At 63.8% G+C, this 22,178-nt stretch carries 25 protein-coding genes; 15 read left to right on the forward strand and 10 right to left on the reverse strand.

Annotated elements, in window-relative coordinates; translation table 11 throughout:
* Positions 1 to 61: 61 nt before the first annotated feature.
* Positions 62 to 976, reverse strand: a complete 915-nt coding sequence (locus PLN84_RS09140; protein WP_292384217.1) for a transcriptional regulator — start codon at positions 974 to 976, stop codon at positions 62 to 64.
* A gap of 47 nt (positions 977 to 1,023) precedes the next feature.
* Here PLN84_RS09140 and PLN84_RS09145 point away from each other — a divergent pair, with 47 nt between their 5' ends.
* From PLN84_RS09145 to PLN84_RS09165, 5 genes are all read left to right on the forward strand, one after another.
* The gene (locus tag PLN84_RS09145) at positions 1,024 to 2,304 is read left to right on the forward strand and encodes a tRNA(Ile)(2)-agmatinylcytidine synthase (protein WP_292384215.1); all 1,281 of its coding nucleotides are present in this window, start codon (positions 1,024 to 1,026) and stop codon (positions 2,302 to 2,304) included.
* A 518-nt stretch (positions 2,305 to 2,822) separates the two neighbouring features.
* Positions 2,823 to 3,758 carry a deoxyhypusine synthase gene (locus tag PLN84_RS09150; RefSeq protein WP_292384214.1) on the forward strand — a complete coding sequence of 312 codons (936 nt, stop codon included), beginning with the start codon at positions 2,823 to 2,825 and terminating at the stop codon, positions 3,756 to 3,758.
* Positions 3,755 to 4,390, forward strand: a complete 636-nt coding sequence (gene pyrF / locus PLN84_RS09155; RefSeq protein WP_292384213.1) for an orotidine-5'-phosphate decarboxylase — start codon at positions 3,755 to 3,757, stop codon at positions 4,388 to 4,390. Before PLN84_RS09150 ends, pyrF begins: the two co-directional genes overlap by 4 nt.
* 118 nt (positions 4,391 to 4,508) lie before the next feature.
* The gene (nrdD, locus tag PLN84_RS09160) at positions 4,509 to 4,871 is read left to right on the forward strand and encodes an anaerobic ribonucleoside-triphosphate reductase (protein ID WP_292384210.1); all 363 of its coding nucleotides are present in this window, start codon (positions 4,509 to 4,511) and stop codon (positions 4,869 to 4,871) included.
* The gene (locus PLN84_RS09165; protein WP_292384208.1) at positions 4,868 to 5,752 is read left to right on the forward strand and encodes an adenosylcobinamide amidohydrolase; all 885 of its coding nucleotides are present in this window, start codon (positions 4,868 to 4,870) and stop codon (positions 5,750 to 5,752) included. Before nrdD ends, PLN84_RS09165 begins: the two co-directional genes overlap by 4 nt.
* 8 nt (positions 5,753 to 5,760) lie before the next feature.
* Here PLN84_RS09165 and PLN84_RS09170 read toward each other — a convergent pair whose 3' ends face one another.
* Positions 5,761 to 5,955: a DUF1858 domain-containing protein gene (locus tag PLN84_RS09170; protein WP_292384206.1), complete on the reverse strand. Its 195-nt coding sequence runs from the start codon at positions 5,953 to 5,955 to the stop codon at positions 5,761 to 5,763.
* Positions 5,956 to 6,292: 337 nt separating this feature from the next.
* Here PLN84_RS09170 and PLN84_RS09175 point away from each other — a divergent pair, with 337 nt between their 5' ends.
* Together PLN84_RS09175 and PLN84_RS09180 are read left to right on the forward strand one after the other, a co-directional pair.
* Positions 6,293 to 7,519, forward strand: a complete 1,227-nt coding sequence (locus PLN84_RS09175; protein WP_292384203.1) for a nucleotide-binding protein — start codon at positions 6,293 to 6,295, stop codon at positions 7,517 to 7,519.
* On the forward strand, positions 7,516 to 8,082 hold the full coding sequence (locus PLN84_RS09180; RefSeq protein ID WP_292384200.1) for a nucleic acid-binding protein: 567 nt from the start codon (positions 7,516 to 7,518) through the stop codon (positions 8,080 to 8,082). The genes PLN84_RS09175 and PLN84_RS09180 overlap by 4 nt, the downstream gene beginning before the upstream one ends.
* A 196-nt stretch (positions 8,083 to 8,278) precedes the next feature.
* On the opposite strand, the gene PLN84_RS09185 is transcribed toward PLN84_RS09180, so the two are convergent.
* The 5 genes from PLN84_RS09185 to PLN84_RS09205 form a co-directional block, all read right to left on the reverse strand.
* A complete protein-coding gene (locus tag PLN84_RS09185) occupies positions 8,279 to 8,635 on the reverse strand; it encodes a hypothetical protein (protein WP_292384198.1) in 357 nt (118 codons plus the stop codon).
* On the reverse strand, positions 8,622 to 9,101 hold the full coding sequence (locus PLN84_RS09190; RefSeq protein ID WP_292384196.1) for a hypothetical protein: 480 nt from the start codon (positions 9,099 to 9,101) through the stop codon (positions 8,622 to 8,624). The genes PLN84_RS09185 and PLN84_RS09190 overlap by 14 nt, the downstream gene beginning before the upstream one ends.
* A 220-nt stretch (positions 9,102 to 9,321) precedes the next feature.
* On the reverse strand, positions 9,322 to 9,966 hold the full coding sequence (locus PLN84_RS09195) for a recombinase family protein (RefSeq protein WP_292559144.1): 645 nt from the start codon (positions 9,964 to 9,966) through the stop codon (positions 9,322 to 9,324).
* Between the two features lie 176 nt (positions 9,967 to 10,142).
* Positions 10,143 to 10,820, reverse strand: a complete 678-nt coding sequence (gene ribB, locus PLN84_RS09200) for a 3,4-dihydroxy-2-butanone-4-phosphate synthase (protein WP_292384192.1) — start codon at positions 10,818 to 10,820, stop codon at positions 10,143 to 10,145.
* Entirely contained in the window at positions 10,813 to 11,481 is a 669-nt protein-coding gene (locus PLN84_RS09205; RefSeq protein WP_292384190.1) for a DUF120 domain-containing protein, read from the reverse strand. Before PLN84_RS09205 ends, ribB begins: the two co-directional genes overlap by 8 nt.
* 120 nt (positions 11,482 to 11,601) lie before the next feature.
* On the opposite strand from PLN84_RS09205, the gene PLN84_RS09210 reads away from it, so the two are divergent.
* Genes PLN84_RS09210 through PLN84_RS09225 form a run of 4 tightly spaced genes read left to right on the forward strand, consistent with a single transcriptional unit; the run spans position 11,602 to position 14,910 of the window.
* Positions 11,602 to 12,312, forward strand: a complete 711-nt coding sequence (locus tag PLN84_RS09210) for a helix-turn-helix domain-containing protein (protein ID WP_292384189.1) — start codon at positions 11,602 to 11,604, stop codon at positions 12,310 to 12,312.
* Positions 12,306 to 13,358 carry a hydroxymethylglutaryl-CoA synthase gene (locus PLN84_RS09215; protein WP_292384188.1) on the forward strand — a complete coding sequence of 351 codons (1,053 nt, stop codon included), beginning with the start codon at positions 12,306 to 12,308 and terminating at the stop codon, positions 13,356 to 13,358. Before PLN84_RS09210 ends, PLN84_RS09215 begins: the two co-directional genes overlap by 7 nt.
* Entirely contained in the window at positions 13,355 to 14,515 is a 1,161-nt protein-coding gene (locus PLN84_RS09220; protein WP_292384185.1) for a thiolase domain-containing protein, read from the forward strand. Before PLN84_RS09215 ends, PLN84_RS09220 begins: the two co-directional genes overlap by 4 nt.
* Positions 14,516 to 14,517: 2 nt before the next feature.
* Positions 14,518 to 14,910, forward strand: coding sequence for a Zn-ribbon domain-containing OB-fold protein (locus PLN84_RS09225; RefSeq protein WP_292384183.1), 393 nt, complete (start codon positions 14,518 to 14,520; stop codon positions 14,908 to 14,910).
* A gap of 390 nt (positions 14,911 to 15,300) precedes the next feature.
* On the opposite strand, the gene PLN84_RS09230 is transcribed toward PLN84_RS09225, so the two are convergent.
* Positions 15,301 to 16,224, reverse strand: a complete 924-nt coding sequence (locus PLN84_RS09230) for a class I SAM-dependent methyltransferase family protein (RefSeq protein WP_299953768.1) — start codon at positions 16,222 to 16,224, stop codon at positions 15,301 to 15,303.
* 43 nt (positions 16,225 to 16,267) lie between these two features.
* Between PLN84_RS09230 and hmgA the strand changes: the two genes are divergently transcribed.
* The gene (gene hmgA, locus PLN84_RS09235) at positions 16,268 to 17,476 is read left to right on the forward strand and encodes a hydroxymethylglutaryl-CoA reductase (NADPH) (protein ID WP_299953747.1); all 1,209 of its coding nucleotides are present in this window, start codon (positions 16,268 to 16,270) and stop codon (positions 17,474 to 17,476) included.
* Positions 17,477 to 17,742: 266 nt separating this feature from the next.
* Here hmgA and rimI read toward each other — a convergent pair whose 3' ends face one another.
* Positions 17,743 to 18,207, reverse strand: coding sequence for a ribosomal protein S18-alanine N-acetyltransferase (gene rimI, locus PLN84_RS09240; RefSeq protein WP_292384167.1), 465 nt, complete (start codon positions 18,205 to 18,207; stop codon positions 17,743 to 17,745).
* A gap of 85 nt (positions 18,208 to 18,292) precedes the next feature.
* Here rimI and PLN84_RS09245 point away from each other — a divergent pair, with 85 nt between their 5' ends.
* Positions 18,293 to 19,555 (forward strand): DUF1015 family protein, encoded by a 1,263-nt coding sequence (locus PLN84_RS09245; protein ID WP_292384165.1) that lies wholly within the window; start codon positions 18,293 to 18,295, stop codon positions 19,553 to 19,555.
* A gap of 46 nt (positions 19,556 to 19,601) precedes the next feature.
* Positions 19,602 to 20,474 carry an ATP phosphoribosyltransferase gene (gene hisG / locus PLN84_RS09250; RefSeq protein WP_292384163.1) on the forward strand — a complete coding sequence of 291 codons (873 nt, stop codon included), beginning with the start codon at positions 19,602 to 19,604 and terminating at the stop codon, positions 20,472 to 20,474.
* 12 nt (positions 20,475 to 20,486) lie between these two features.
* On the opposite strand, the gene PLN84_RS09255 is transcribed toward hisG, so the two are convergent.
* On the reverse strand, positions 20,487 to 21,128 hold the full coding sequence (locus tag PLN84_RS09255) for an FmdE family protein (protein WP_292384161.1): 642 nt from the start codon (positions 21,126 to 21,128) through the stop codon (positions 20,487 to 20,489).
* A gap of 299 nt (positions 21,129 to 21,427) precedes the next feature.
* On the opposite strand from PLN84_RS09255, the gene PLN84_RS09260 reads away from it, so the two are divergent.
* On the forward strand, positions 21,428 to 22,075 hold the full coding sequence (locus PLN84_RS09260) for a hypothetical protein (RefSeq protein ID WP_292384159.1): 648 nt from the start codon (positions 21,428 to 21,430) through the stop codon (positions 22,073 to 22,075).
* Positions 22,076 to 22,178: the final 103 nt, after the last annotated feature.

Genomic DNA, 22,178 nt, shown 5'->3' on the forward strand with positions numbered 1-22,178 from the left:
ACATAGGTATCACCGTTGTTAAGCGATAGAAAGGTAGGTTTGTAGTTCTATATAAAACTACTCACTCGTTTATCATATCTATGAGTTCTGAGCCGTCTTCGAGGGTGTGAAGATGCTTTTCGCCGATAAGGAGGGTTTTGCCGATCTTTTTCTGCTTTTTGTAATCCGTGACGACGCACATGGCAAACGTCTTCGTGATCTGGGATATGTTGCCGATGAGGGAGGCGCGCTTGACGACCTTCTGGGAGGTGCCGTATGCCGTCAGGATCGTATGCTTCTCAAAGAGCGCCAGAGCCTGGAACGGGGCCTGCCGCATGGCGTGGATCTCCATTCCCATGCGCTCGAGATCGACGAGGACATCGCCGGTCGCGGATTCGGGAGGCCCCTCGGGCTCCGGGGAACGGTAATCGACGAGTTCGATCGTCTCGACGAGCTGGGCGCTGAAGAGTTCCTCAAGCCGGATGGCGATATCAAGCGTGGTCCCCATACCGCTCTCGTACTTGCTGATCGTCCGGCGGGAGACCCCGAGGTGCGACGCGAGGTCGCCGAGCGACATCCGGGAGCGCTCCCGGACCTCCCGCAGGAGGTCGCCCTTGATCTTCACGTAGAGGCCGCCCGGTGAGGCGTAGACCATCGGTGAGAGCCCTTCCGCGAAGTAGTCGTAGAGCGTCTCGGGGCTGAGGGCGAAGAGGCCGTAGCGGATGTAGACGACCCCCCGCTCCAGTTCCGTATCGCGCGCCCGCTCTCCGACGATGAGCGGGGTGGCCTGGAGGTGCCGGGCGATCAGGTTGAGGTCGCGGGCGATATCGGCGCTCACGCCGTCGATGTGGGGAGCAACCTTGATGATGACGAGGGTGTCGCTTTTCTTCGCGATAAGGTCGAAGCTCCGCGGACGGATGTTGCATCGCTCCGAGACGTCGAAGCCTGCAAGGAGCATGATGCTGATGACCATCTGGGGGAGGCGATCCTGTGTCATAACCCGTAAGAATCGATATAGCCGGAGAACATATAAAATATAGGTTCATGTGGATCGGGATCGATGATACGGATTCCCCCGCGGGGATGTGCACTACCTATATCGGGGCGGTCCTGGTGCGGCGGCTCGCGCAAGTGGGTATGCGCATCCTCGATGTCCGGCTGATCAGGCTGAATCCGAACGTCATCCACAAGACCCGGGGGAACGCGGCGGTCTCTATCGAGGCCGAGGGGAATCTGGAGACGGGGTTCCGGCTCGCCTCGACATGCGTCGAGGAACTTGCGGAGTTCGACGCCCCCGCGACCAACCCGGGCGTGGCGGTCTCCCGCCTCCGGCCGCCGCCGGACTTCTACCGCGCGGCGCTCCGGGAGTTCTGCACCGTCGAGGAGGCAATCGAGGTGCTGGAGTCGGTCGGGGCCCGGTATCGCGGCTACAAGAACCGGCGCGGGCTTATCGGCGCAACGGCCGCGATTGCAAGCGATCTCCCCGACCGGACCTACGAACTGCTCGCCTACCGGAAGCAGGAGCGGTGGGGCGCCCCGCGGCAGGTGGACCGGGCAAGTTTCTTTTGCGCCGAGGAGGCGACCTACCCCCGTACCTGGGATACGGTGGACCGGGCAAACGACGTGGTGGTCTGCGTGCCCCACACGCCCGATCCGGTCCTCTTCGGGATCCGGGGGGAGAGCCCGGCGTGGGTCAGGGAAGCCCGCACGTACGTCGTCGCGGAGGAGCCTGCCTGCGAGCAGGTGTATGCCACCAACCAGGGGACAGACGCCCACCTGGCCCCGGGGACGGTCGGAGAACTCCGGGAAGGCCGTTCGTACCTGGTGCGGGGGACGGTCGCGGGCCCGGCCGTCACCGGGGTCGGCGGCCACGTCTCGTTCCCCCTTGTGGACGAAGAAGGCGAGGTCCGGTGCATGGCCTACGAACCGACCAAGGGCTTCCGGGACGTGGTGCGAGCCCTCGTCCCGGGCGACGGGGTGGCCGTGGCCGGGAGTTACAAGGGGGGAAGCCTCAATCTCGAGAAGATCGGCATCTGCCGCCTTGCGGACACCGTCCGGATCCACCCGCCGCTCTGCCCGGTCTGCGGGAGGCGGATGACGAGTGCCGGGGCGGGGAAAGGCTACAAGTGCCGGGTCTGCAGCGAGCGCAGCCGGGAGCCCGAAGTCGAGCAGGTCGAGCGCCGGATCAGCCCGGGCTGGTATGAGGTCCCCCCCACCGCCCGCCGGCACCTTGCACGGCCGCTGGTGCGCGGCGTCCCTGCGTGGGAAGAGGCCGTGCTCCGGTCGGGCGGGGAGTGCGGCCGGGAGCCCGGCCAGGTAAAATAAATAGACTTTACAAAAAAAGATTTATAATGTTTGTGCGTTAACTAATCCCTGGTGATCCCGTGCCGACTATCAGCGGTGAGTACGCATTCCGGCAATGTCCGCCCGCAAGGCTGCCACCCGCGGGCGACCAGGGCCGAGAGGATGCCGTACGGATTCGCGGTCGAACATGCACGGAACGGAGACGAAAAAAGCCCTCTGGATGCTCCTTTCGTTTTCCGGCCCCGAAAGTCCGCTCATAGAGAACGCTCCGGTACACACCCGGACTTCCCGACACGGCGGGACAGGCGGGATCATCCCGTGTCGGATAACCAGTTATCCCCTGTCTAACAGCGGGAGTCCATCCCCGGATTCCCGCAAGAACCCAACACTTTTTACCGGTTGCCTCGTTTCCGTCCCGGTCTCCCGATCATACTCCTCGGGCGGCACGCCGGGGAGCGTTTCGCGGCGACCTCTCCAGGAGACGATCTATTATCGTGCATGACCGCCAACGATCCCGTAAGAGACTGGTGTACATTATCATGACCTTCGAATATGGGGATGCGGTACAACAGGCACGGGTGCGCCCCGGTATGACGGTCGGCGAACTCGTCGACGAACTCGGGAAAGCCGGCGCCTACAACGGGGGTTCCCTCTGGCAGGCGGTCAACATCTACGAGCGGATGCTCCGCGACGAGAAGGCCCTGAAGTTCTTCGGCCTCTCGGGGGCCATGGTGCCCGGCGGCATGGGCGGGATCGTCGCCGACCTCATCAGGCAGGGGCACATCGACGTCCTCGTCTCGACGGGGGCGAACCTCACCCACGACACCATCGAGGCGATCGGCTGCCACCACTACCATGGGACCTGCCAGGTTTCAGATACCGAACTCTGCGAGGAGGGAGTCAACCGGATCTACGACATCTTCCTCCCGAACGAAGCGTTCATCAGGTTCGAAGAGTTCATGCAGGACGTCTACTCCTCCATCCCGGAAGGCTCGACGGTCTCGATCTCCGGCCTCCTCAACCGGATCGGCAGCAGGCTCACGACCGGGATCCTGGCCGAGGCGGCGAAGGCCGGGGTGCCGGTCTACTGCCCGGCGATCCAGGACTCGATGATCGGGCTGCAGTACTGGCTCTTTTCGCAGACGCACAAGGTGACGGTCAGCGCGTTCGACGATATGCCCGGGCTCCTTGACAGGTGCTTTGAGGCTAAACGGGCCGGAGCCCTCTTCGTCGGTGGCGGCGTCCCGAAGAACTACATCCTGCAGAGCAAACTGATGACCGAGAGTGGGTTTGACTACGCGGTGCAGCTCACCGGCGACCGGCCGGACCTCGGCGGCCTCTCGGGCGCGACGCTCGACGAAGCCCGGTCGTGGGGCAAACTTACCCGGGAGGCGACCGCCGTGACGGTCTACGGCGACGCGACGATCAACCTGCCGCTCCTGGTGGCCGCGACCCTGGAGAGGCTGGAAGGATGACCGAGCTCATCCTCTCTCTCGACGTCCTCGACCGGAAGCAGGCGGCGAGGATTGCCGGGTCCTGTGCGCCCTTCATCGACGCGGTCAAGATCGGCTACCCCCTCGTCCTCGCGGCCGGCCTCTCGATCGTTCGCGACCTTGCGGACCTCGGTCTCCCGCTCATCGCCGACTTCAAGGTCGCGGATATCCCGAACACCAATCGCCTCATCTGTGAAGCGGTCTTTTCAGCCGGCTTTGACGCCGTCATCGCCCACGGTTTCGTGGGGGCCGATGCCGCCCGGACCTGCGTCGAGGTGGCGCACAACCAGGGTGGGGCCGCCTACATCGTCGCGGAGATGAGCCATCCCGGGGCGACCGAGTTCTTCCATGGGGGTGTGGCCGAGCGGATCGCGACGCTCGCCGTCGCCTGCCGGGCCGACGGGATCATCGCCCCCGCCACCCGCCCGGACCGGATCGCCCGGCTCCGCGAGATCGTCGGGGAGAAGGCGATCTACTCACCGGGCGTGGGGGCCCAGGGCGGCGACCTCGATACGGTGGCCCCCCTGGTCGACGGGATCATCGTGGGCAGGAGCATCTACGAGGCGGAAGATCCGGCAGCCGAGGCCGAACGCCTCTCCCGCATCCGCCGGTGATGAGTTCTCCGTTCCGATCCCGCCAGGGAGATGACGAGCCCTATGAGTGGTCTGAGGCGGATGCGGCTCACGCCGCACCATCTGAAGAATTATATGTTCGCCTGACGATACTGCTATCATGAACTGGAGCCACGAACAGCAGAAATTGGCGGAAAAGTACCGGAGCCTCGACGAAATCCCGACAGAAGAGCGGCGGTACAAGTGCCACACCTGCCACTTCGTCGTGGACGAGACGCCCTGCCCCCACTGCGGCGAGACAACGCTGGAGGTCATGTGCCCGCTTGACCACTGCGACTGCCACCACTCCATCGTCGAGACGATCGAGTACTGCCCGCTCTGCGGCCATGCCGTCTGCCCGGAGTGCGGGAGCCACGACGTCGTGCAGATCAGCAGGGTCACCGGATACCTCCAGGATGTTGCCGGCTGGAACGCGGGCAAACAGCAAGAATTAAAAGACCGGGTTCACTACACCGTCGTATGAGGCATTTTGTCAGAGACGACGCTCTTTTCCTGCGCGGCCGGTTCCGGGCGGCGAGCACCGGCATCAACGGCGGTCTTTCCGACGTCACGACGGTCTTGAACCAGACGGTGCCGCACGATTTCAAGGACGACCCGCGGCGCCACCTCGACCTTCTCACCGCACGATACGGCCTCTCCCGCAAGTGCTTCGGGCTTCTGACCGCCGTCGATATGCGGCACCTCTGTGTACTCCAGTACGACTTCGTCACCGTCTTCGTCACCGCCGGGGTGACGAACCCGACGGGGGCACCTGCCTCTCCGCACACCATCAACATCATCGTCTACAGCCGGGAGGGGTTGTGCGACGCGGCACTCCTCGAGACGATCATCACCGCGACCGGGGCGAAGGCCCAGGCGCTCCACAACCTCGGCTACGAGTTTCCCGGCACCACGACGGACGCGGTCGCCGTCGCCTGCGAACGTGACGCCGCTCAAGCGCACACCTACGCCGGGACGCTGACCGAAGTCGGCAGGCGGGTCCATGCGGCCGTCCTGCACGGGCTCCCGGAGGCCCTCGCGCGGCAGCAGGGGAAGGTCCGGCGGGACGGTCCGTCGTTCTTCATCTACAGCCGCTACGGCGGGGAGCACTGGGTGGAGTGGCAGAAGGAGGGCTGCCCGTACTACCCCTGCCACTTCCCGGGCCAGCGGTGCGATTACTGCTACTGCCCCCACTACCCCTGTGCCGACGAGGACCTCGGGGAGTGGATCGAGAGTTCGAGCGGCGGCAGGGTCTGGGCGTGCACGGGATGTACGCTCCTGCACGTCCCCGAGATAGCAGACTACGTGAAAAGAAATCCCGAGGCAGCTCTCGCGGAGCTCAAGCGCCTCAGGAAGCGGTTGTAGGGTGCAGTTCACGCCTCGGCGATGCCGAGGGCAGAGAGCATCTCATCGAGGGGGACGCCGTGCGCCTGGGCGGCTTCCCGGATCGTCTCGTTATTTGCAATGGCGCAGCCAAGGCAACCCATCCCGAACCGGAAGAGAACCTGTGCTGAGTCGGGCTTCTCCCGAAGGAGGTCCGCGATTGTACTGTCCGCATTTAATACCATACACCTGATGTTGTCCCTGCCCCTATTTATACGTTGAAGGAGCGGGCACGGAGATCGCACGATCCTGCCGCGAACCCCGGAACGGCGCATCCGGCCGTCCCGGCCGGGTGCGGATACCTCTGCCGGGCAGAACGGCCCCGTCTCCCCGGCGAGGAGACGCCTGCCGGCTCTCCCGTCCGCACGCATGAAGCGGCAGCGGAGACAGACTCCCGCCGGCGCGCTCTTTGCCCATCGGCCCCACCGGCGGGGGTTCCGGAGAGGGACCCGGTTTCACTTTCACACCGCACGCCGAGGCTTAATACCCGGGGGAGTCACAGTATAGACTGGAGATGTAAGTATGAACCTATCAGAGGTAACAGAGAGAATCTCCCGGAAACTTGAAGCAAAAGGCGCACAGCCCGATCGGCAGAAGATCGAATCACGCCTCCGCCGTCTTGTCGAGGAGTTCGGCGTCAACACCGCCGAGGCCGAGCGGACGGTGACGGGTGATCTCGCCCGCGAGTACAACCTCACCGGTGTCGGGAGCACTTCCACCGAGCTCCGCCCGATAAGCGAGATAACCCCCGGTGAGTGGGTGACGATCGAGGGGAAGATTGTTTCGCTGACCCCATCACTCTCACCCTCGATCGCGCAGAACGGGATCATCGCCGACTCGAGCGGCGCCATGCGCTTCGTCGCCTGGGCCCGGGCGAACGCCCCCGTGATGGAGTACGGCCACTGGTACCGGATCGAGTCCGCGGTCGTCGACGAGTACAAAGGCGCACCGAACCTGAAGATCCACTCGGGCACCACCATCTCCCGGATGGAGAAGGATGCACCGCTCCTCCCCTCGATCACCCCGGTCGCCGAACTGAAGCCGGGTGTAGGGAGCGTGCGGGCCAAGGTCATCCAGAACTGGGAGGTCTCCCACGACAGGATGCTCCAGACGGGGCTCCTCGGCGACGAGACCGGCACCATCAAGTTCGTCATCTGGAAGGAAGAGGGCAAAGATCAGTTGGACCTCAATACGGTCTACAACATCTTCTACGCCACTGTTGACGAGTACAACGGCAGGCTCTCCCTCGCCCTGAACACCGCGATGTACATATCCGACGAGGGAGACATCGAAGTCGGGCGGAACGAGACCGAGATCCAGGGTGCGCTCGTCCATATCGCTCCGGGCTCGGGCCTGATCAAGCGCTGCCCCGTCGAGGGCTGCAACCGGACCCTCTCCCGGCAGAACTACTGCCCGGTGCATGAGATCCAGCCAGAATTTCGCTACGACCTCCGGCTGAAAGCGGTCTTAGACGACGGCATCCGCGCCAAGAACATCCTGATGCAGCGCGAGATCGTCGAGAAACTCGCAGGGATCACCCTCGATGAGGCCGTCGGGATCGCGGAGACGAACCCGCTCGGTATGGACGAGATCTTCTACCGGATCCGGAACGCAGTCCTCGGTCGCTACTACACCTGCAGCGGGAACGAGTTCGGTGGCAGGCTGCTCGTCGACTCCTGCTCCCCGGTCACGTTCAAATCCGAGGAACTGGCTTCACTGCTAAACCGTGCCGGGGGTGAGGCGGCATGAAACCCCAGAGCGCATTCGAGCGTGAGCCGGCCCGGCGGGTCTTTGCAAACGAACTCCGCGAGACCCGGTACCAGTTCAAGGAGAGCGAGGACGAGAAGAGCCCGACCTATGTCCTCCTCCCGAGCGGCATCCGGAGCAACCGCATCTTCATCGTCGGGACCCTCACGGAGAAGCAGCGACAGGGCGACCAGAACGTCTTCTACCGCGGAAGGGTAGTCGACCCGACGGGGACGTTCTTCATCATGGCCGGGTCCTACCAGCCCGAGGCGATGCAGCAGCTCGCCCGGATCGAGCCGCCGGCATTCGTCGCCGTCGTCGGCAAGCCGAACCTCTACACGACCCCGGACGGGACCTGTCTCGTCTCGGTCCGTGCGGAGTCGATCTCGGTCGTGGACCACGAGACCCGCGACATCTGGGTTCTCGACACTGCCCGCGAGACCCTGGACCGGCTTGACGCCTTCGGGACCACCGAGGACTCCAACAAGGCCCAGGAAGAGTACGGGACGCGGCCGGACGTTTACCGGAAGATCGTCTACGACGCCCTCTCGCAGGTTCAGCTGTAGAGGCTCTACCTCCGAAAACCCTTTTTTGCGGAACCGCCGCATTATTCGCTTCCGGCGGCAACCTTCACGGCGCGATACCGGTGCAATATCGTCCCCTCTGCTGTACTACCGCAGGGACCCGTCCGGGCTTACGGGAAATGCCTGACGAGGGACCGGGAGGAGGTCCCGCCATCCAGAAATGATGGATCTTGTCCTCTCACAGCCTGAAGACGAAGAGGTTCCAGAAGTTGACCCACCACGCCAGCATGATCAGTCCGATAACGACGATGCTGTAATGCACCCGGTGCCATACGGACCAGGAGCGCCGCCTCCAGACCGGGACGGCAGAGGTGGCGGCCACGGCCGATAAAAGCACGGCAATGACCGGGACGGTCATGACTGCGCTCAGGGCAAGAGGAACCGTCCGGCCGAACATGTACGACTTGAGGAGTGTCATATCGCCCATCACCGCCGGGAGGAGAACGAGCACGAAGACGACGAAGAGCAGGAAGGCCGCTCCGGCCACCAGGCGGACATACACGGAGAGTGGCGTATCGCGTTCATCTGGTAGCACCGTAGACCCGCCGGGATACGGCCATGATCGGCCATACGAAAACCGTCAGGAGAATCGCGAGGCCGGTATTCTTCACGCCGTCGGTGAACGGATCGGTTGCAAACCATGCTACCCGCTCGAACGCGAAGATAGGCAGGTTTTCGAAACAGAGGAAGTCTATGGTGCCCTGCTCGTCCTCACGAAAGACCAGGTTCCCGTAAGATGTCAGTTGACCGCTCGATTGCGCAAAGACACCGGGAGCGACCTCGCCGTATTCGGACGGAGGGCTTCCGCTCGGTGTAAACAACAGCGCCTTCTCTCCCTGTTCGATACGTATCTGCCCGGGCGGCGTGAGATAGAACTCGAACGTCTGGTAGTTGTGACGTGTCGGCTGGTAGGTCCCGGTATATTTTCCGGCGGGCGTTCCGGAATCTTTTGCGGGCGCGGTGGATGCGGAGGCGGGATAGAACCGATCGACAAACTTCATCAGGAGATCGTCTCTCGCTGTAACTCCTCCGCGACTGTTGTAGGAGACGAAGAATCCTGTCGCCCTCTCGGGAATTATTGCAAGAAGGGAATGGAACGTATCAATGTCGCCGCCATGCCCAATTATTCTCTCGTTGTTCAGGCGTGTCTCGTCATCAGCCGTCTCCGGCCGGAGAGATGGTTCAGTGTCCTCTTTGCCGACCGGGTGCCCTTCGACTACGTCACTCCTCCGGGGACTCCTGCCGGGCCCCCTTCCACTCCCCCTTCAGTTCGGGGTAGTCCGCCAGGATCTTGCTGACCGTGCTCCTGCTGACGTCAAACATCCTGCAGATCTGGCTGATGCTCGTCCCGGCCTGTCGTATCGTGATGAGGGCCTCGACCTGGCCCTCGTTGAGCGCCTTCGGCCTCCCGATGGGCCGCCCGTCTCCCCCCTTCTCCGTCTTCTTCGAGGGGAGGAGCGCAGTCTTGTGGGTGTTCTCCCGGTACTGGCCCATGTACGCGACGAAGTTTGCGACGGCCTCTCTTCTCTGCTCCGGGTCGTCGCGGGACCCCAGGAAATCGTTATGCACGCAGTAAACCGTGTATCGGTCGTTTAAGGCGTTGAGGGTCGCAAGCCCGACGTCCATATCCCGGGCAAGATCTGCAAGACTATAGATGACGATCTCGGGACAGTTCTTCGCGGCGCAGTACTCCAGCATCTCGGCAAAGCCCTTCCGCTTCTCGGGAGGCGTTGCATTCGCCCGGTGGTCATGGAAGATATTGACAATCTGGAATCGATATTTGCAATAGTTCTCGACTTCACTCTTTTGTGCTGCAAAATCCCCCTTCTTTCTTGTATTCAAGTATGCCACGGCATCTCTTTTCATCCGTTTATGATGCCGTACAATTATATATATTGTTTTTGGAAACGCACGGGCAACGCTTCCTTACGGCATCGCGATGAATCCCACGCACATTCCGGCACTCTCCCGGCAATGTGTAAAAAAGGCCCTCCCGGAACATTTCGGGAGGGAGAACCCGGAGGGGCGGGAAGAGGAGGAGGTCAGACGTTCGGCTTTTGAGATTCCCAGCGGTCCAGGACCTCCTGTCCCTCGACGAAGACGAGCCCGTGCTTCCGCGCATACTCCACCGCATCTTCCTTCTTGAGGGCAAACCCCGTCTCGTCGTCCAGCATCTCGCAGATGGTGACCGCCGGCGTGATATTAGCCATGGCGGCAAGGGCGATCGAGAGTTCGGTCTGCCCCCGCCGCTCGTCGAGCAGCCGGTCGGCGGCCCGGAGGAGCGCCATATGCCCCGGCGTTCGGAAGTGCGCGGCAAAGTCGTGACCCCCGCCGTTGAGCGACTTTCTCACCTCGTCCGCGATGGCGGTGACCGTCAGGGCCCGGTCCCGGTCCGTGATCCCCGTATAGGTCTCGCGGTGGTTCACCCAGAGGGAGAACGAGGAGTGGTTCTTCGGGTCGTAAGGGACCTCGCCGTCCTTCTCGACGAGGCTGCAGGCTCGCAGGACGTCGTGGGCGAACGGCAGACCGAGCCGCTTTGCCGCCTCGGGATGCACCGCCGTGCAGATCAGGCCGCCGCCGTCTTTGCGCATCTGCCGGATGTGGGCGGGCGTGACGGCGTCGGACCGGATGGCAAAATCGGTCTCGCGCTCCCGGTTGTCAAAGTCGTATAGCAGGACGAATTCGCCCCTTGCGAGGGCCTCTATGGCTGCATCAATCATGGGTAATCTCCACCTCGATTGTATCGTTATCATTCAGGTTCAGGACGTTCCGGAGTTCGCATCCGGCGATGACCTCGATGATGTCCTCCGGGTAGTGCGTGCGAGAGGGCTCGACGATCGCGCATCTCCGGCCGTCGATGCGGCAGGGAAGAACCCTGGCGCCGCCGAACGTCCGCTCATCGGCGGTAAATCCCGGAACGTCGATCCATCCGGCGTGGTCGAGGTGCTTGCGGACCTCGATGCTCGCCGCATCGAGCCTGATGTTCAGGGTGCCGGGGAAGGGTTCAAATCCCAGGCATTCACCGAACAGCTCCTTGTAGTGAGGGATGCTCATGTAGTAGCGCCCTTCGCCGAGGCCGCTTATCACGGTCCCGGCGAGGACGTACTGCCTCTGCTCCGGGTTGAATATCCTGACGTAATCCGTGTACTCCCGCTTCAGCGCCTGTCCGCCCTCCCGGGTGACGGCGACATACTGGCCGTCGGGTTTCATCGACCGGATGATGAACTGCTGCCGCTCAAGCGCGATCAATCGCCGGGAGGCGGTCTGGGGGCTGATCCCCAGTTCATTCCCGAGAGACTGCGATGAGAGCCAGATCGGGCCCCGGCATCCGCCGAGCAGGGCAATCGTCTTCAAGGACTGCAGGTCTTCCGCTTCAACCATTATACCATAATTGAGATGCATACTATATACGGGTTGCGCAACGATCCGGGTCGGCCCACTTCGTGAAATGTCGAAATGGCATACGCTAATTATTTAAGTCGGAGTGTCAACAGTACCTGCATGAAATCCGGAGTGCGGCATCAACTTGCCGAGAAAATGGCAGGAGAGATCACGCTCTCGGACTCACCGGGTCAGGCCCTCAAGAAGTGGCGGCAGAGCTTCAACATCCCTCCGGGGGTGCTCGCCGAACGCCTTGAGGTCTCGCCTTCAGTTATCAGCGATTACGAAAGCGGACGACGAAAAAGTCCGGGAACCGCCATCGTCGGCAAGATCGTCGATACGATCCTCGCAATCGATGAGGACAACGGCGGCCGGTTCATCAACAAATTCGCAAAAATCCTGTACAGCGAATTCGACGAAGACGTCATCTACGACATCCACGAGTATGCCTCTCCCGTGAGCCTCTCCGACTTTGCCGGGGCCATCGACGCCGCAACACTCTGCGGCCCGATGGACCAGACGGTCTATGGGTATACAGTGATCAACAGCCTCAATGCGATCCTCCAGCTCTCGTCGAGCGAGTTCAACCGCATCTACGGCTGGAGCACGGAACGTGCTCTCATCTTCACCGAGGTCTCGACCGGCAAGTCCCCCATGGTGGCGATCCGGGTCACCCCCTTCAAGCCCCGCTGCGTGGTGCTGCAGGGGATAACCCCGGAACAGGTCCACCCGCTGATACCGGGGCTTGCGGAGCGCGACCGGATCACCGTCCTCTGCACGCAGATGGATGTCGAGACGATCATCACTTCACTACGAGGAAAACTATGGTAGGCATCTATTCATACGGCGTCTATATCCCGCGATACCGGATTAAAGTCCCGGAGATCGCCCGGGTATGGGGTGCCAACGCAGACGACATCACCAGAGGCCTCGGGGTCTTTGAGAAGTCCGTCCCGGATCTCGATGAAGATACCGCAACGATCGCCGTCGAGGCGGCCCGTGCCGCTCTCCGGCGGAGAGCCGTCGATCCCGACGCGATCGGCGCCATCTACGTGGGCAGCGAGTCCCACCCCTACGCGGTCAAGCCCACGGCCTGTACGGTCGGCGAGGCGATCGGGGCGACCCCGAACATGACCGCCGCCGACTACGAGTTCGCGTGCAAGGCAGGAACGGCAGGCATCCAGACCTGCATGGGCATGGTCAAGAGCAAGATGATCCCGTTCGGGATTGCCATCGGTGCCGACGTGGCCCAGGGTGCTCCGGGGGACGCGCTCGAGTATACGGCGGCAGCCGGCGGGGCGGCGTTCGTCATCGGCGACGCCGACCCCATCGCCGAGATCCACCGGACCTGCTCGTTCACCACCGACACGCCCGACTTCTGGCGGCGTGAAGGCCAGAACTATCCCCGCCACGGCGGTCGGTTCACCGGCGATCCCGGCTACTTCAAGCACGTCCAGGGCGCCGCCCGGCTGATGCTCGAGCAGGCGGGGACGACCCCGAAGGACTACGACTACGCGGTCTTCCACCAGCCCAACGCGAAGTTCCCGCAGCGCGTGGCAAAGATGCTCGGGTTTACCGACGCCCAGATCCGGCCCGGTCTCGTCGTGCCGAGGCTCGGCAACACCTACTCCGGCGCATCGATGATCGGGCTTGCGGCGACGCTGGATGTGGCAAAACCCGGCGAGCGGATCTTCGTCACCTCCTTCGGGTCCGGGGCCGGGAGCGACGCGTTCGATATCACGGTCACCGATGCCATTGAGTCCGGAGAATTCAACAGGGCGGCGGCACCGAGCGTTGAGAAACTGCTCGCCAACCCGACCTACCTCGACTATGCACTGTATGCCAAACACAAGGGAAAGATCGTGATGCAGAGATGAGAGACGTAGCAGTAATCGGTATAGGGTGCACGGAGTTCGGGGAGCACTGGAGCACGTCGTTCCGGGACCTCTTTGTGAAGGCCGGAGCGCTGGCGCTCGAGGATGCCGGGCTCTCCGGCGAGAAGATCGACGCCCTGTACGTGGGGAACATGAGCGCCGGGCGGTTCGTCGAGCAGGAGCACATCGGGGCCCTGATCGCGGACTACGCCGGGCTGGCAAGCAACAACACCCCCTCGACGAGGGTGGAGGCGGCCTGCGCCTCCGGCGGACTTGCCTTCCGGCAGGCCGTGATCGCGGTCGCGAGCGGCATGGAAGACGTCGTGGTCGCCGCGGGCGTCGAGAAGATGACCGATGTCGGGACCGGGGCGAGCGTGGATATGCTCGCGAGCGCCGCGGACCGCGAGTGGGAAGGGTTCGCCGGGGCGACCTTCCCCGGCCTCTACGCGATGATCGCAAACGATTACATGCACCGCTACCCGCTCACCCGCGAGCAGCTGGCCGAGGTCGCGGTCAAGAACCACGAGAACGGGGCAAAGAACCCGATCGCCCAGTTCCGGAACCGGATCACGGTCGACACGGTCCTCAACTCCTCGCTCGTGGCCGACCCCCTGCGGCTCTTCGACTGCTCGCCGATCACCGACGGTGCGGCGGCGGTCGTGGTGGTGCCGCTCGAGCGCGCCCGCGAGTTCACCGACTCGCCGGTGCGGGTGCTCGCAAGCGCCCAGGCGAGCGACACCATCGCGCTCCATGACCGGCGGGACATATCCACCCTGGACGCCTCGGTCGCCGCAGGCAAACGGGCGTTCGCCCTGTCAGGCCTCAGCCAGAAGGATATCGACCTCGTCGAGGTCCACGACTGCTTCACGATCGCCGAGATCTGCGCGATCGAAGACCTCGGCTTCTGCAAGAAGGGCGAGGCCGGGAAACTCACCGCAGACGGAGTGACGGCGCTCGGCGGGCAGATCCCGGTGAACACGAGCGGCGGGCTGAAGGCCTGCGGCCACCCGGTCGGCGCGACGGGGATCAAGCAGATCTGCGAGGTCGTCACCCAGCTCCGCGGCGATGCCGGGGCCCGGCAGGTGGATGCGGAGATCGGGATGACCCACAACGTCGGCGGCACGGGTGCAACCGTCGTCGTGCACATCCTGGGGGTGTAAAAATGTCGGTATCACGGTTCTGGAGAAAGATCCCGCAGCGGTATAACCTGGTCGGGACGCAGTGCACGACCTGCGGGCGGTACTTCTTCCCGCCCCGGTCGCTCTGCCCCGACTGCCGGCGGAGCGGCAATATCGTCGACCACCAGTTCACCGGCGAGGGGACGGTCGTCACCTATACGGTGATCCGGTCGGCAAGCGACCAGTTCGACCACACCACGCCCTACGTCCTCGCGATTGTGAAACTCGACGAGGGGCCGAGGCTCACCACCCAGGTGGCCTGCCTCCCGGAGGAGGCGAAGATCGGGATGCGGGTCAAAAGCGTCTTCCGCCGGGTGACGGCGGACGGCGAGAGCGGCACCATCCACTACGGCACGAAGTTCGTGCCGGTGGAGTGACCCTCTACTCTTTTGGGGGTCCCGCGCGAAAGGGATCCCATACTATCCTCCACTGATGATTCACGCACTGTTCGGCAGAGGGTTGTTGCCATTCCCCTTCGTGGCTTTAATATTCACCACTCTGCCCTGTTGATCAGTCATACTTCAGGAATCATGCCCAGACACGGCTTCCGTGGGGATATCGCGTCTGGGGTGGGGCTGACGGGGAGGGGGGATGCTCCCCCCTCCCCTGTCCCCTCCCCCCTCATGGCGATTGCCCCACAGTCCAGTGTACCGGTCTTTTCCCATAGTTTCGTTATTCCGATCTGTTAGATCTCAGAACGCTATCTGTTGCGTCTCTAATGCTACTGCCCTTCACGTTTCATCGCAGGGTTCCGGGAGCCTGACAAACTAGCCCCCCTCTCTCTCCACGGTGATGTCGTAGACCGCGTGCCACTTCCCCGGCGAGTAGGTCCGGACCTGCCGCTCGGTGACCTCGCCGTTCGTGGCCGCCCGGATCAGGGGGAGGTACTCGCTCTCCTGCTCCTCAAGCGCGTAGAGGTGAATCGTTCCGCCGTCCCGGCAGAGTCGGGCGGCCGCCGGGAGGAACACCGATGCGGCGAGCGGGAGGTTCATGACGATCCGGTCGAAGGGGGCAAACCCGAGCCCGGGGAGGTGGGCGGCGTCGGCGAGCACCGGGATGACGTTTCTTGCCCGGTTGAGCGCGATGTTGTGAATCAGGAGGTGGACGGCGGCGGGGTTGAGGTCCGCGGCAACGACGAGCCCGGCCCGGCGGGCAAGGGTGATCGCGAACGGTCCGACGCCGGCGAACATGTCGAGCACACGCTCCCCTTCTCCCACGAGATCAAGGACCCGCTGCCGCTCGGTCGAGAGCCGGGCGGAGAAGTAGGCGAGAGCGAGGTCGACGTCGAAGAAGAGGCCGTACTCCGTCACCCGGGTCCGGGTGGACGGGACCCCTGCAAGGACGGCGAACCGGCGGGTCCGGTACTCCCCCTCGACCGGGGTCTCCGGGAAGAGCACGGTCTCGAGGGAGGGGCGGGAGGCGAGGAGCCGCCGGGCGCCCTCCGGGTCGTTCTCCTGCATGATGGCGATCCCACCCACGAGCTCGTGCCGCGGGAGGTCGACGTGCTCCGGCACGGTCTCGAACGCACAGCGGACTACCCCGGGCATCTCCTCCGTCACCGGGAGAAGGACCGTATCCCCCTCGGAGCGCGGCTTATACCGCCGGTCGAGGAGCCCTTCGTCAAGCAGCCGGCGCCGTGTCTGCTCGGCCTCTCGCTTCGGCACCGCAAGGCACCATTGATCCTCTCGCACGTCGACCACCAGCCATCTTTAGGTATGCGATCTCATACTATTCATGGATGAGTACATCGAGAGGCTGAAAGACGGCTCCCTCAAACTCTATGCGCTCGAGAAGGAACTCCCGCCGGAAGAGGCGGTCCGGGTGCGGCGGGCGTTCGTCGAGGGCGAGACCGGCACCCCCCTCCCCGCAGTGGGGTCGTTCTCCATCGGGATCGACCGGGTGGTGAAGCGCAACATCGAGAACATGATCGGCACGGTGCAGGTGCCGCTCGGCGTCGCGGGGCCACTCCGGGTGAAGGGCGAGTATGCCGCCGGGTCGTACTATCTCCCCCTTGCGACGACCGAAGGGGCGCTCGTCGCCTCGGTGAACCGCGGGTGCTCCCTGATCAGCCGGGCGGGCGGTGCGGACGTGCGGATCATGCGGGACGGGATGACCCGGGCGCCGGTCTTTGCCGCCCGTGACGTCGTCCACGCCCGCGAAGTGGTTGCCTGGGTCGAGGAGCACGCCGCCGAGATCCGCGAGACCGCGCAGAGCACCACACGACATGGGGAGTTCCTTGAAGCCGTCACCTACGTTGCCGGGACAAACGTCTTCATCCGGATCGAGTTCGACACCAAGGACGCCATGGGCATGAACATGGTGACGATCGCAGGCCAGAAGGTAGGGGAGTTCATCGAGCGGGAGACCGGGGCCCGCCTCGTCGCCACCTCCGGGAACATGTGCACCGACAAGAAACCCGCGGCGATCAACCTGGTCCGGGGCCGGGGGAAGACCGTGGTCGCGGGCGTGCGGCTCACCGACGCGATGGTCGCCGACCTCTTGAAGACCAATGCGGAGACCCTCGCCGAGGTCAACTACAGGAAGAACCTGGTGGGCTCGGCGCGGGCGGCCTCGTTCGGGTTCAACGCCCAGGCGGCAAACGTCGTCGCCGCGACGTTCATCGCCTGCGGGCAGGACCCCGCCCACGTCGTCGAGGGGAGCACCGCGATCACCACCGTCGACCGGGTGGAAGGCGGGGTCTATGTCTCGGTCACCCTCCCCTCCCTCCCGGTGGGGACCGTCGGGGGCGGGACGGGGGTCGATACCCAGCACGAATGCCTCGCGATGCTCGGCGTCGCCGGGGGCGGCGACCCGCCGGGAGCCCACGCGAAGGCGTTCGCCGAGATCGTTGCCGCCGGGGTGCTTGCCGGGGAACTCTCCCTCCTCGGCGCCCTCGCGGCCCAGCACCTGGCCCGGGCTCACCAGGAGCACGGTCGGGGATAAGCGAATGCGGTTCCGGCTTCGCACCTCCGGTGCTCCCGCTCCGGTTCTCGAAACCCCACGGGTTTCCAGAACTCCGTTCCTCTGGAACGTCGTTCTACGAACCATCGCGAGTCGAAAACGCTTCGCACCTCCGGTGCTCCCGCTCCGGTTCTCGAAACCCCACGGGTTTCCAGAACTCCGTTCCTCTGGAACGTCGTTCTACGAACCATCGCGAGTCGAAAACGCTCCACGTTTTCTCCCGCTCCTGCCGTTCCGGCAGTCGCGTCTTAGAACCGGAACCACTTCATCATAACCAGGGCATCCTCCTCGTTGGCGTAGTAGCCGGCGATCTGGAAGACCGCCTGGTAACCGAGGCGGCGGTAGAACTCCTGGGCGCCGGTGTTGGTGACACGGACCTCGAGCTGGACGCCGCTTGCACCGAGAACCGTATACTCCTGTTCCAGGCGGCGGATGAGGTGCTGCCCGATCCCCTGGCGCCGGTAATCCGGGGCGACCGCGAGGTTCATGATATGCCCGTATACCTCTTCTCCCGTGTCTTCAATGCCCCCTGCAACGAACCCGGCCAGGTCCCCGTTGTTTCTGGCCACAAAGAACGTCTCCGGGTAGTACGCGAGCGACTCCCGGAACGTTCTCTCGTCCCAGGGATCGACGAACGCTACCTTCTCGACGGCAACTACCTGCGGAATGTCTACGGGCTGCGCCCGGTGAATAGTAAGTTGAAGCGGCATCATAGTTACCGATCGCTCCCTCATGGAGTGCCTCATCTAATATAGTCTCAGAAGACAAAATAGTAGGCACATACGAGTGGCGGTAGTTATGGTTCAGATATATCGGTTTGCGGCAGTCCGTCCGGAGCGACGGTACGCCGAAGAGATTCCTTCCGTGCCCTACGATGTGGTGACGGCAGAGGAGGCCCGGGAGTGCATCGAGAAGAACCCTCTGAGTTTCCTGCGGGTCAGCCGGCCCGACGCCGAACTCCCCGACCTTCCCCCGCACGACGACCGGGTCTACCAACGGGCGCGGGAGGTCTTCCTCAGCATGCTTGAAGACGGCCTGATGGCACAGGACCCCCAGGCCGGGATGTACGTCTACCGGGCCGTCCAGGACGGCGAGGAGTTCGTCGGGCTGGTCTGCTGCGTGGGAACAGAGGACTACGAGAACCGCCGGATCCGGCGGCACGAACTCACCCGGTACGACAAGGAGGAGGACCGGACCCGGCACATCGACGTGGTCGGCGCCAACACCGGCCTCGTCTTCCTGCTCTACCGCGATCCCGGGGGGATCTTCCCCTACGTTCACTCCCTCATCGGCGAGGCGGAACCTGACGGAAGCACCACGACCGCATCGGGCGTGCTCCACCAGGTCTACCGGTTCACCGACGAGACGACCCTCTCCCGCCTCGAGGGCCTTTTTGCGAACGTTCCGGAGGTTTATATCGCAGACGGGCACCACCGGGCCAAGTCGGCGGTGAACGTTGCGGAACGGCGCCGGAGCGAGGGAAGGTTCACCGAGGAGGCCGGGAAGTTCATGGCGGTCCTCTTCGCCCACGACCGGGTCCGCATCCACGGCTACAGCCGGCTTGTTACGGACCTCGGCAACTACACCCTCCCCGGCCTCGTCGACGCGCTCTTCGCGGCGGGGTGGGAGATCCGCCCCTACAGGAATGTCGACTCCTCCGGCTACCAGATCACGCCGCTCGCGGCCGGAGACGTGCCGATGCATGTCATGCACTTCTACCTGCAGGGGACCTGGTACGAGGCCGCCCGGCCGGTTCGAGACCCCACCGACCTGATCGGGTCGCTTGACGTCTCGGTGCTGCAGAAGGATGTCCTCGAAGGGATGCTCGGCATCGCCGACCCCCGGGGCGACCCGAGGCTCCACTACATGGGCGGGGCGAAACCGCTCTCTGCCCTTGAGAAACTCGTGGACTCCGGGGAGTACGCCTTCGCCGTGGCCATGCAGCCGGTTCCGGTCGAGACGGTGCTCGCGATCGCCGATGCGAACGGCGTTATGCCCCCGAAGTCCACCTGGTTCGAGCCGAAACTCCTCTCGGGGCTCGTCATCCACACCATCGCCTGAAACCATATCACCACATTTAACCCTTTTTCCGCCCGATCATCTCTTCATGATAACGATTGCGCTCCCGAAGGGGAGCCTTGAGGCGCAGACGCTCCAGCTCTTCAAGGAGGCGGATCTCGAGGTCAGGCGAACCGACCGCGACTACAACCCCCGGATCAACGACCCCCGGATCGGGAAGGTAAAGATCCTCCGGCCGCAGGAGATCCCGCTCTACGTCCAGATGGGTTACTTCGACCTCGGGATATCGGGGCTCGACTGGGTGCAGGAGAGCGGCGCCGATGTCACAGAGGTCGCGAACCTCTCCTACAGCAAGACCGGGGACGGGAACGTGAAGATCGTGGTGGCGGTCCACCGCGACGAGCCTATCGACGAGGTCGCCGCCATCCGGCCGGAGAGCCGGGTGACGACCGAGTATCCCCGGCTCACGGAGCGGTTCTTTACAGACATCGGGGTCCCCGTCAGGCTCTTCCCCTCCTACGGCGCCTCGGAGGCGAAGGTCCCCGACCTGATGGACATCGTCGTCGACCTCACCGAGACCGGGAGCACGCTCAGGAAGAACGGGTTGAAGATCATCGGACAGATCATGGAGTCGCACACCGCGCTCCTTGCAAACCACGAGTCACTCCGGGATCCGGAGAAGCGTCGGGAGATCGAGGAGATCGCGACCCTCCTCCTCGGGGTGATCGAGGCCCGCCACCAGGTGCTCCTGACGATGAACGTGCCCTCGAGCGCGCTCGACCGCGTCATCGAGGTCCTCCCGGCCATGAAGAAGCCTACCGTCGGCAGGCTGCACGGCATCGACTACTTCAGCATCCAGACGGTGGTCCAGAAAGGGCTCGTCAACGGCCTCATACCGCCGCTCAAGGCCGCGGGCGCCGAGGACATCCTCGAGATCCCGATCGCAAAAATAGTGCGGTGAGGAGGAGATCCCTCACCCACGCCGGGAGTACTCCGTCGAGCAGGCGTAACAGACGAGTTCGCCGTCTTCGACCCGGACCCGGGACTCGGCGGTCATCTCGCCGCATTTTGCGCACGGCACCGACCGGAAGATCCGGGCCCGCTCCGGGATCTCGACGTCGACGTTTTGGATGGAGAAGAGCTCCTCTGCGGGCATATGAAGGAGAGCCTCAACGATGCGACCTGTCCGCTCATGGAACTCGGCGTGCTCCTTGTCGGAGGCCCGCCCCTGCATCACCCGCGCCCGGAGCGGCGCGAGGCCGGGGTCGAGTGAGTCGATGTTAAACGACGGGTTTGCCGCCACCCGAACCGCATCGCCGGTTCGGCGGTTGATGAACGTGAAGGCGTGCTTCCCGTAGTCCTTGAAGAAGAGGTTTCCTTTTCCAGCGGTGCATCCCGTCAGGACCTGGATGGCGTCGACGCCGCAGGCGTCGGTCTCGGCGATGGTGACGAGTTCCTCGTCCTCAGCCCGGCCGGAGCGGAGTCGCTCGAGGGCGGTCTCGGCCGCCCGGTATCCCAGCGCGAGGCCGGGGCAGACGTGACCATGGAAGGCGGCCGCTTCGGCGAACCGTCCGTGTCCTTCTCCCGGTGTGCCAGGGGATGTGATAGTACTCATTTGCTTACCCTGCACAGTCTGTTGTTACGAACTGGGGGATAAATCTTACGACACCGCGGCGGAGGCCGCAGACCGGCCCCTCCAGTATATATAGACCGGGGCGTTCCGGGCTGAAAAAGCGCACCTCCGGCGAAATGTTTTTGCCGCGGGATACCTGCACATTTCCCATATCCGGCCCGAACGGCAGAATGTTGACGGGGCATGTGAGATGGTTATATATACACCATCGCGTATAATGACTGCTCTACCTCAACAGCCGTCGGTCGAACCCGGCGGCTCGCGGCATGGAGGAGTCCTGGATGCCCCCACGATGGTCCGATGCAGTTCGAACGAAGGTCGACGATATCAGCCTTACCCGTACCGGTCGGGAGTCCCCGTGCTTTGAAAAGATACGAACCTCCGGGGGCGTTCTGGCACTTCTTGCCGCACTCTGCATCTTCTGTACCGTCTGCGGCTGCCTCGGTGCGTCCCCACCACCGCCGGGCGGCGGCATCACCCCCATCGATCTGCCGGAACCCTCGGAGGGCACGACCCTCACTGCGGCCCTTGCGGAACTCGACCTGCTCGGGGCTGAGGGCGGCCTCGACGTCACCGGCGCCAAGGTGCACCTGGTGCTCGGGACCGGCGCGGACCCGGACGGCCGGGCGACCTCCTGGGCGCTCGGCCTCCGGGACGGGGAGGAGGTCCGCTGGGTCACGTTCGGTATCGCGGGCTGGAAGGAGATCTCGCTCCCGGCCCCCCTGCCCGCGGAAGAGGTGAACCTCACCGCGGTTCTCCCCCCGGAGGAGCTTCTCGCGAATGAGACGCTCTCGGCCGCGATGACGGAACTCGGTGCCGACACGGTCGATATTGCGCTCGCCGAGGGGGTCTACACCGTCACCATCCGTTCGGACGCGGGGATGGAGACCCTCGTGTTCCGCTCGGACACCGGGGAGGTGGTCGTATAAGAACGGCGGACGACGGGGTGCTGTCGCTTGACTTCCTCGTGGGGTTCACGATCTTCATGCTCGCCCTGATCATGGTGGTGAGCATGGTGCCGGGGCTCCTTGC

It is taken from the genome of Methanoculleus sp. (genome assembly GCF_035363275.1).
Taxonomy (GTDB): Archaea; Halobacteriota; Methanomicrobia; order Methanomicrobiales; family Methanoculleaceae; genus Methanoculleus.

Excerpts from the sequence above, each read along its gene's own strand:
- PLN84_RS09260 (WP_292384159.1), top strand. The coding sequence starts at position 21,428 with ATGCCCCCACGATGGTCCGATGCAGTTCGAACGAAGGTCGACGATATC.
- PLN84_RS09215 (WP_292384188.1), top strand. The coding sequence starts at position 12,306 with ATGGTAGGCATCTATTCATACGGCGTCTATATCCCGCGATACCGGATT.
- nrdD (WP_292384210.1), top strand. The coding sequence starts at position 4,509 with ATGAACTGGAGCCACGAACAGCAGAAATTGGCGGAAAAGTACCGGAGC.
- PLN84_RS09175 (WP_292384203.1), top strand. The coding sequence starts at position 6,293 with ATGAACCTATCAGAGGTAACAGAGAGAATCTCCCGGAAACTTGAAGCA.
- PLN84_RS09225 (WP_292384183.1), top strand. The coding sequence starts at position 14,518 with ATGTCGGTATCACGGTTCTGGAGAAAGATCCCGCAGCGGTATAACCTG.
- PLN84_RS09145 (WP_292384215.1), top strand. The coding sequence starts at position 1,024 with ATGTGGATCGGGATCGATGATACGGATTCCCCCGCGGGGATGTGCACT.
- PLN84_RS09195 (WP_292559144.1), bottom strand. The coding sequence starts at position 9,966 with ATGAAAAGAGATGCCGTGGCATACTTGAATACAAGAAAGAAGGGGGAT.
- PLN84_RS09210 (WP_292384189.1), top strand. The coding sequence starts at position 11,602 with ATGAAATCCGGAGTGCGGCATCAACTTGCCGAGAAAATGGCAGGAGAG.
- PLN84_RS09165 (WP_292384208.1), top strand. The coding sequence starts at position 4,868 with ATGAGGCATTTTGTCAGAGACGACGCTCTTTTCCTGCGCGGCCGGTTC.
- PLN84_RS09170 (WP_292384206.1), bottom strand. The coding sequence starts at position 5,955 with ATGGTATTAAATGCGGACAGTACAATCGCGGACCTCCTTCGGGAGAAG.
- PLN84_RS09255 (WP_292384161.1), bottom strand. The coding sequence starts at position 21,128 with ATGAGTACTATCACATCCCCTGGCACACCGGGAGAAGGACACGGACGG.
- hmgA (WP_299953747.1), top strand. The coding sequence starts at position 16,268 with ATGGATGAGTACATCGAGAGGCTGAAAGACGGCTCCCTCAAACTCTAT.
- PLN84_RS09205 (WP_292384190.1), bottom strand. The coding sequence starts at position 11,481 with ATGGTTGAAGCGGAAGACCTGCAGTCCTTGAAGACGATTGCCCTGCTC.
- ribB (WP_292384192.1), bottom strand. The coding sequence starts at position 10,820 with ATGATTGATGCAGCCATAGAGGCCCTCGCAAGGGGCGAATTCGTCCTG.
- PLN84_RS09220 (WP_292384185.1), top strand. The coding sequence starts at position 13,355 with ATGAGAGACGTAGCAGTAATCGGTATAGGGTGCACGGAGTTCGGGGAG.
- PLN84_RS09190 (WP_292384196.1), bottom strand. The coding sequence starts at position 9,101 with ATGAAGTTTGTCGATCGGTTCTATCCCGCCTCCGCATCCACCGCGCCC.
- PLN84_RS09245 (WP_292384165.1), top strand. The coding sequence starts at position 18,293 with ATGGTTCAGATATATCGGTTTGCGGCAGTCCGTCCGGAGCGACGGTAC.
- PLN84_RS09140 (WP_292384217.1), bottom strand. The coding sequence starts at position 976 with ATGACACAGGATCGCCTCCCCCAGATGGTCATCAGCATCATGCTCCTT.
- PLN84_RS09150 (WP_292384214.1), top strand. The coding sequence starts at position 2,823 with ATGACCTTCGAATATGGGGATGCGGTACAACAGGCACGGGTGCGCCCC.
- PLN84_RS09180 (WP_292384200.1), top strand. The coding sequence starts at position 7,516 with ATGAAACCCCAGAGCGCATTCGAGCGTGAGCCGGCCCGGCGGGTCTTT.
- hisG (WP_292384163.1), top strand. The coding sequence starts at position 19,602 with ATGATAACGATTGCGCTCCCGAAGGGGAGCCTTGAGGCGCAGACGCTC.
- rimI (WP_292384167.1), bottom strand. The coding sequence starts at position 18,207 with ATGATGCCGCTTCAACTTACTATTCACCGGGCGCAGCCCGTAGACATT.
- pyrF (WP_292384213.1), top strand. The coding sequence starts at position 3,755 with ATGACCGAGCTCATCCTCTCTCTCGACGTCCTCGACCGGAAGCAGGCG.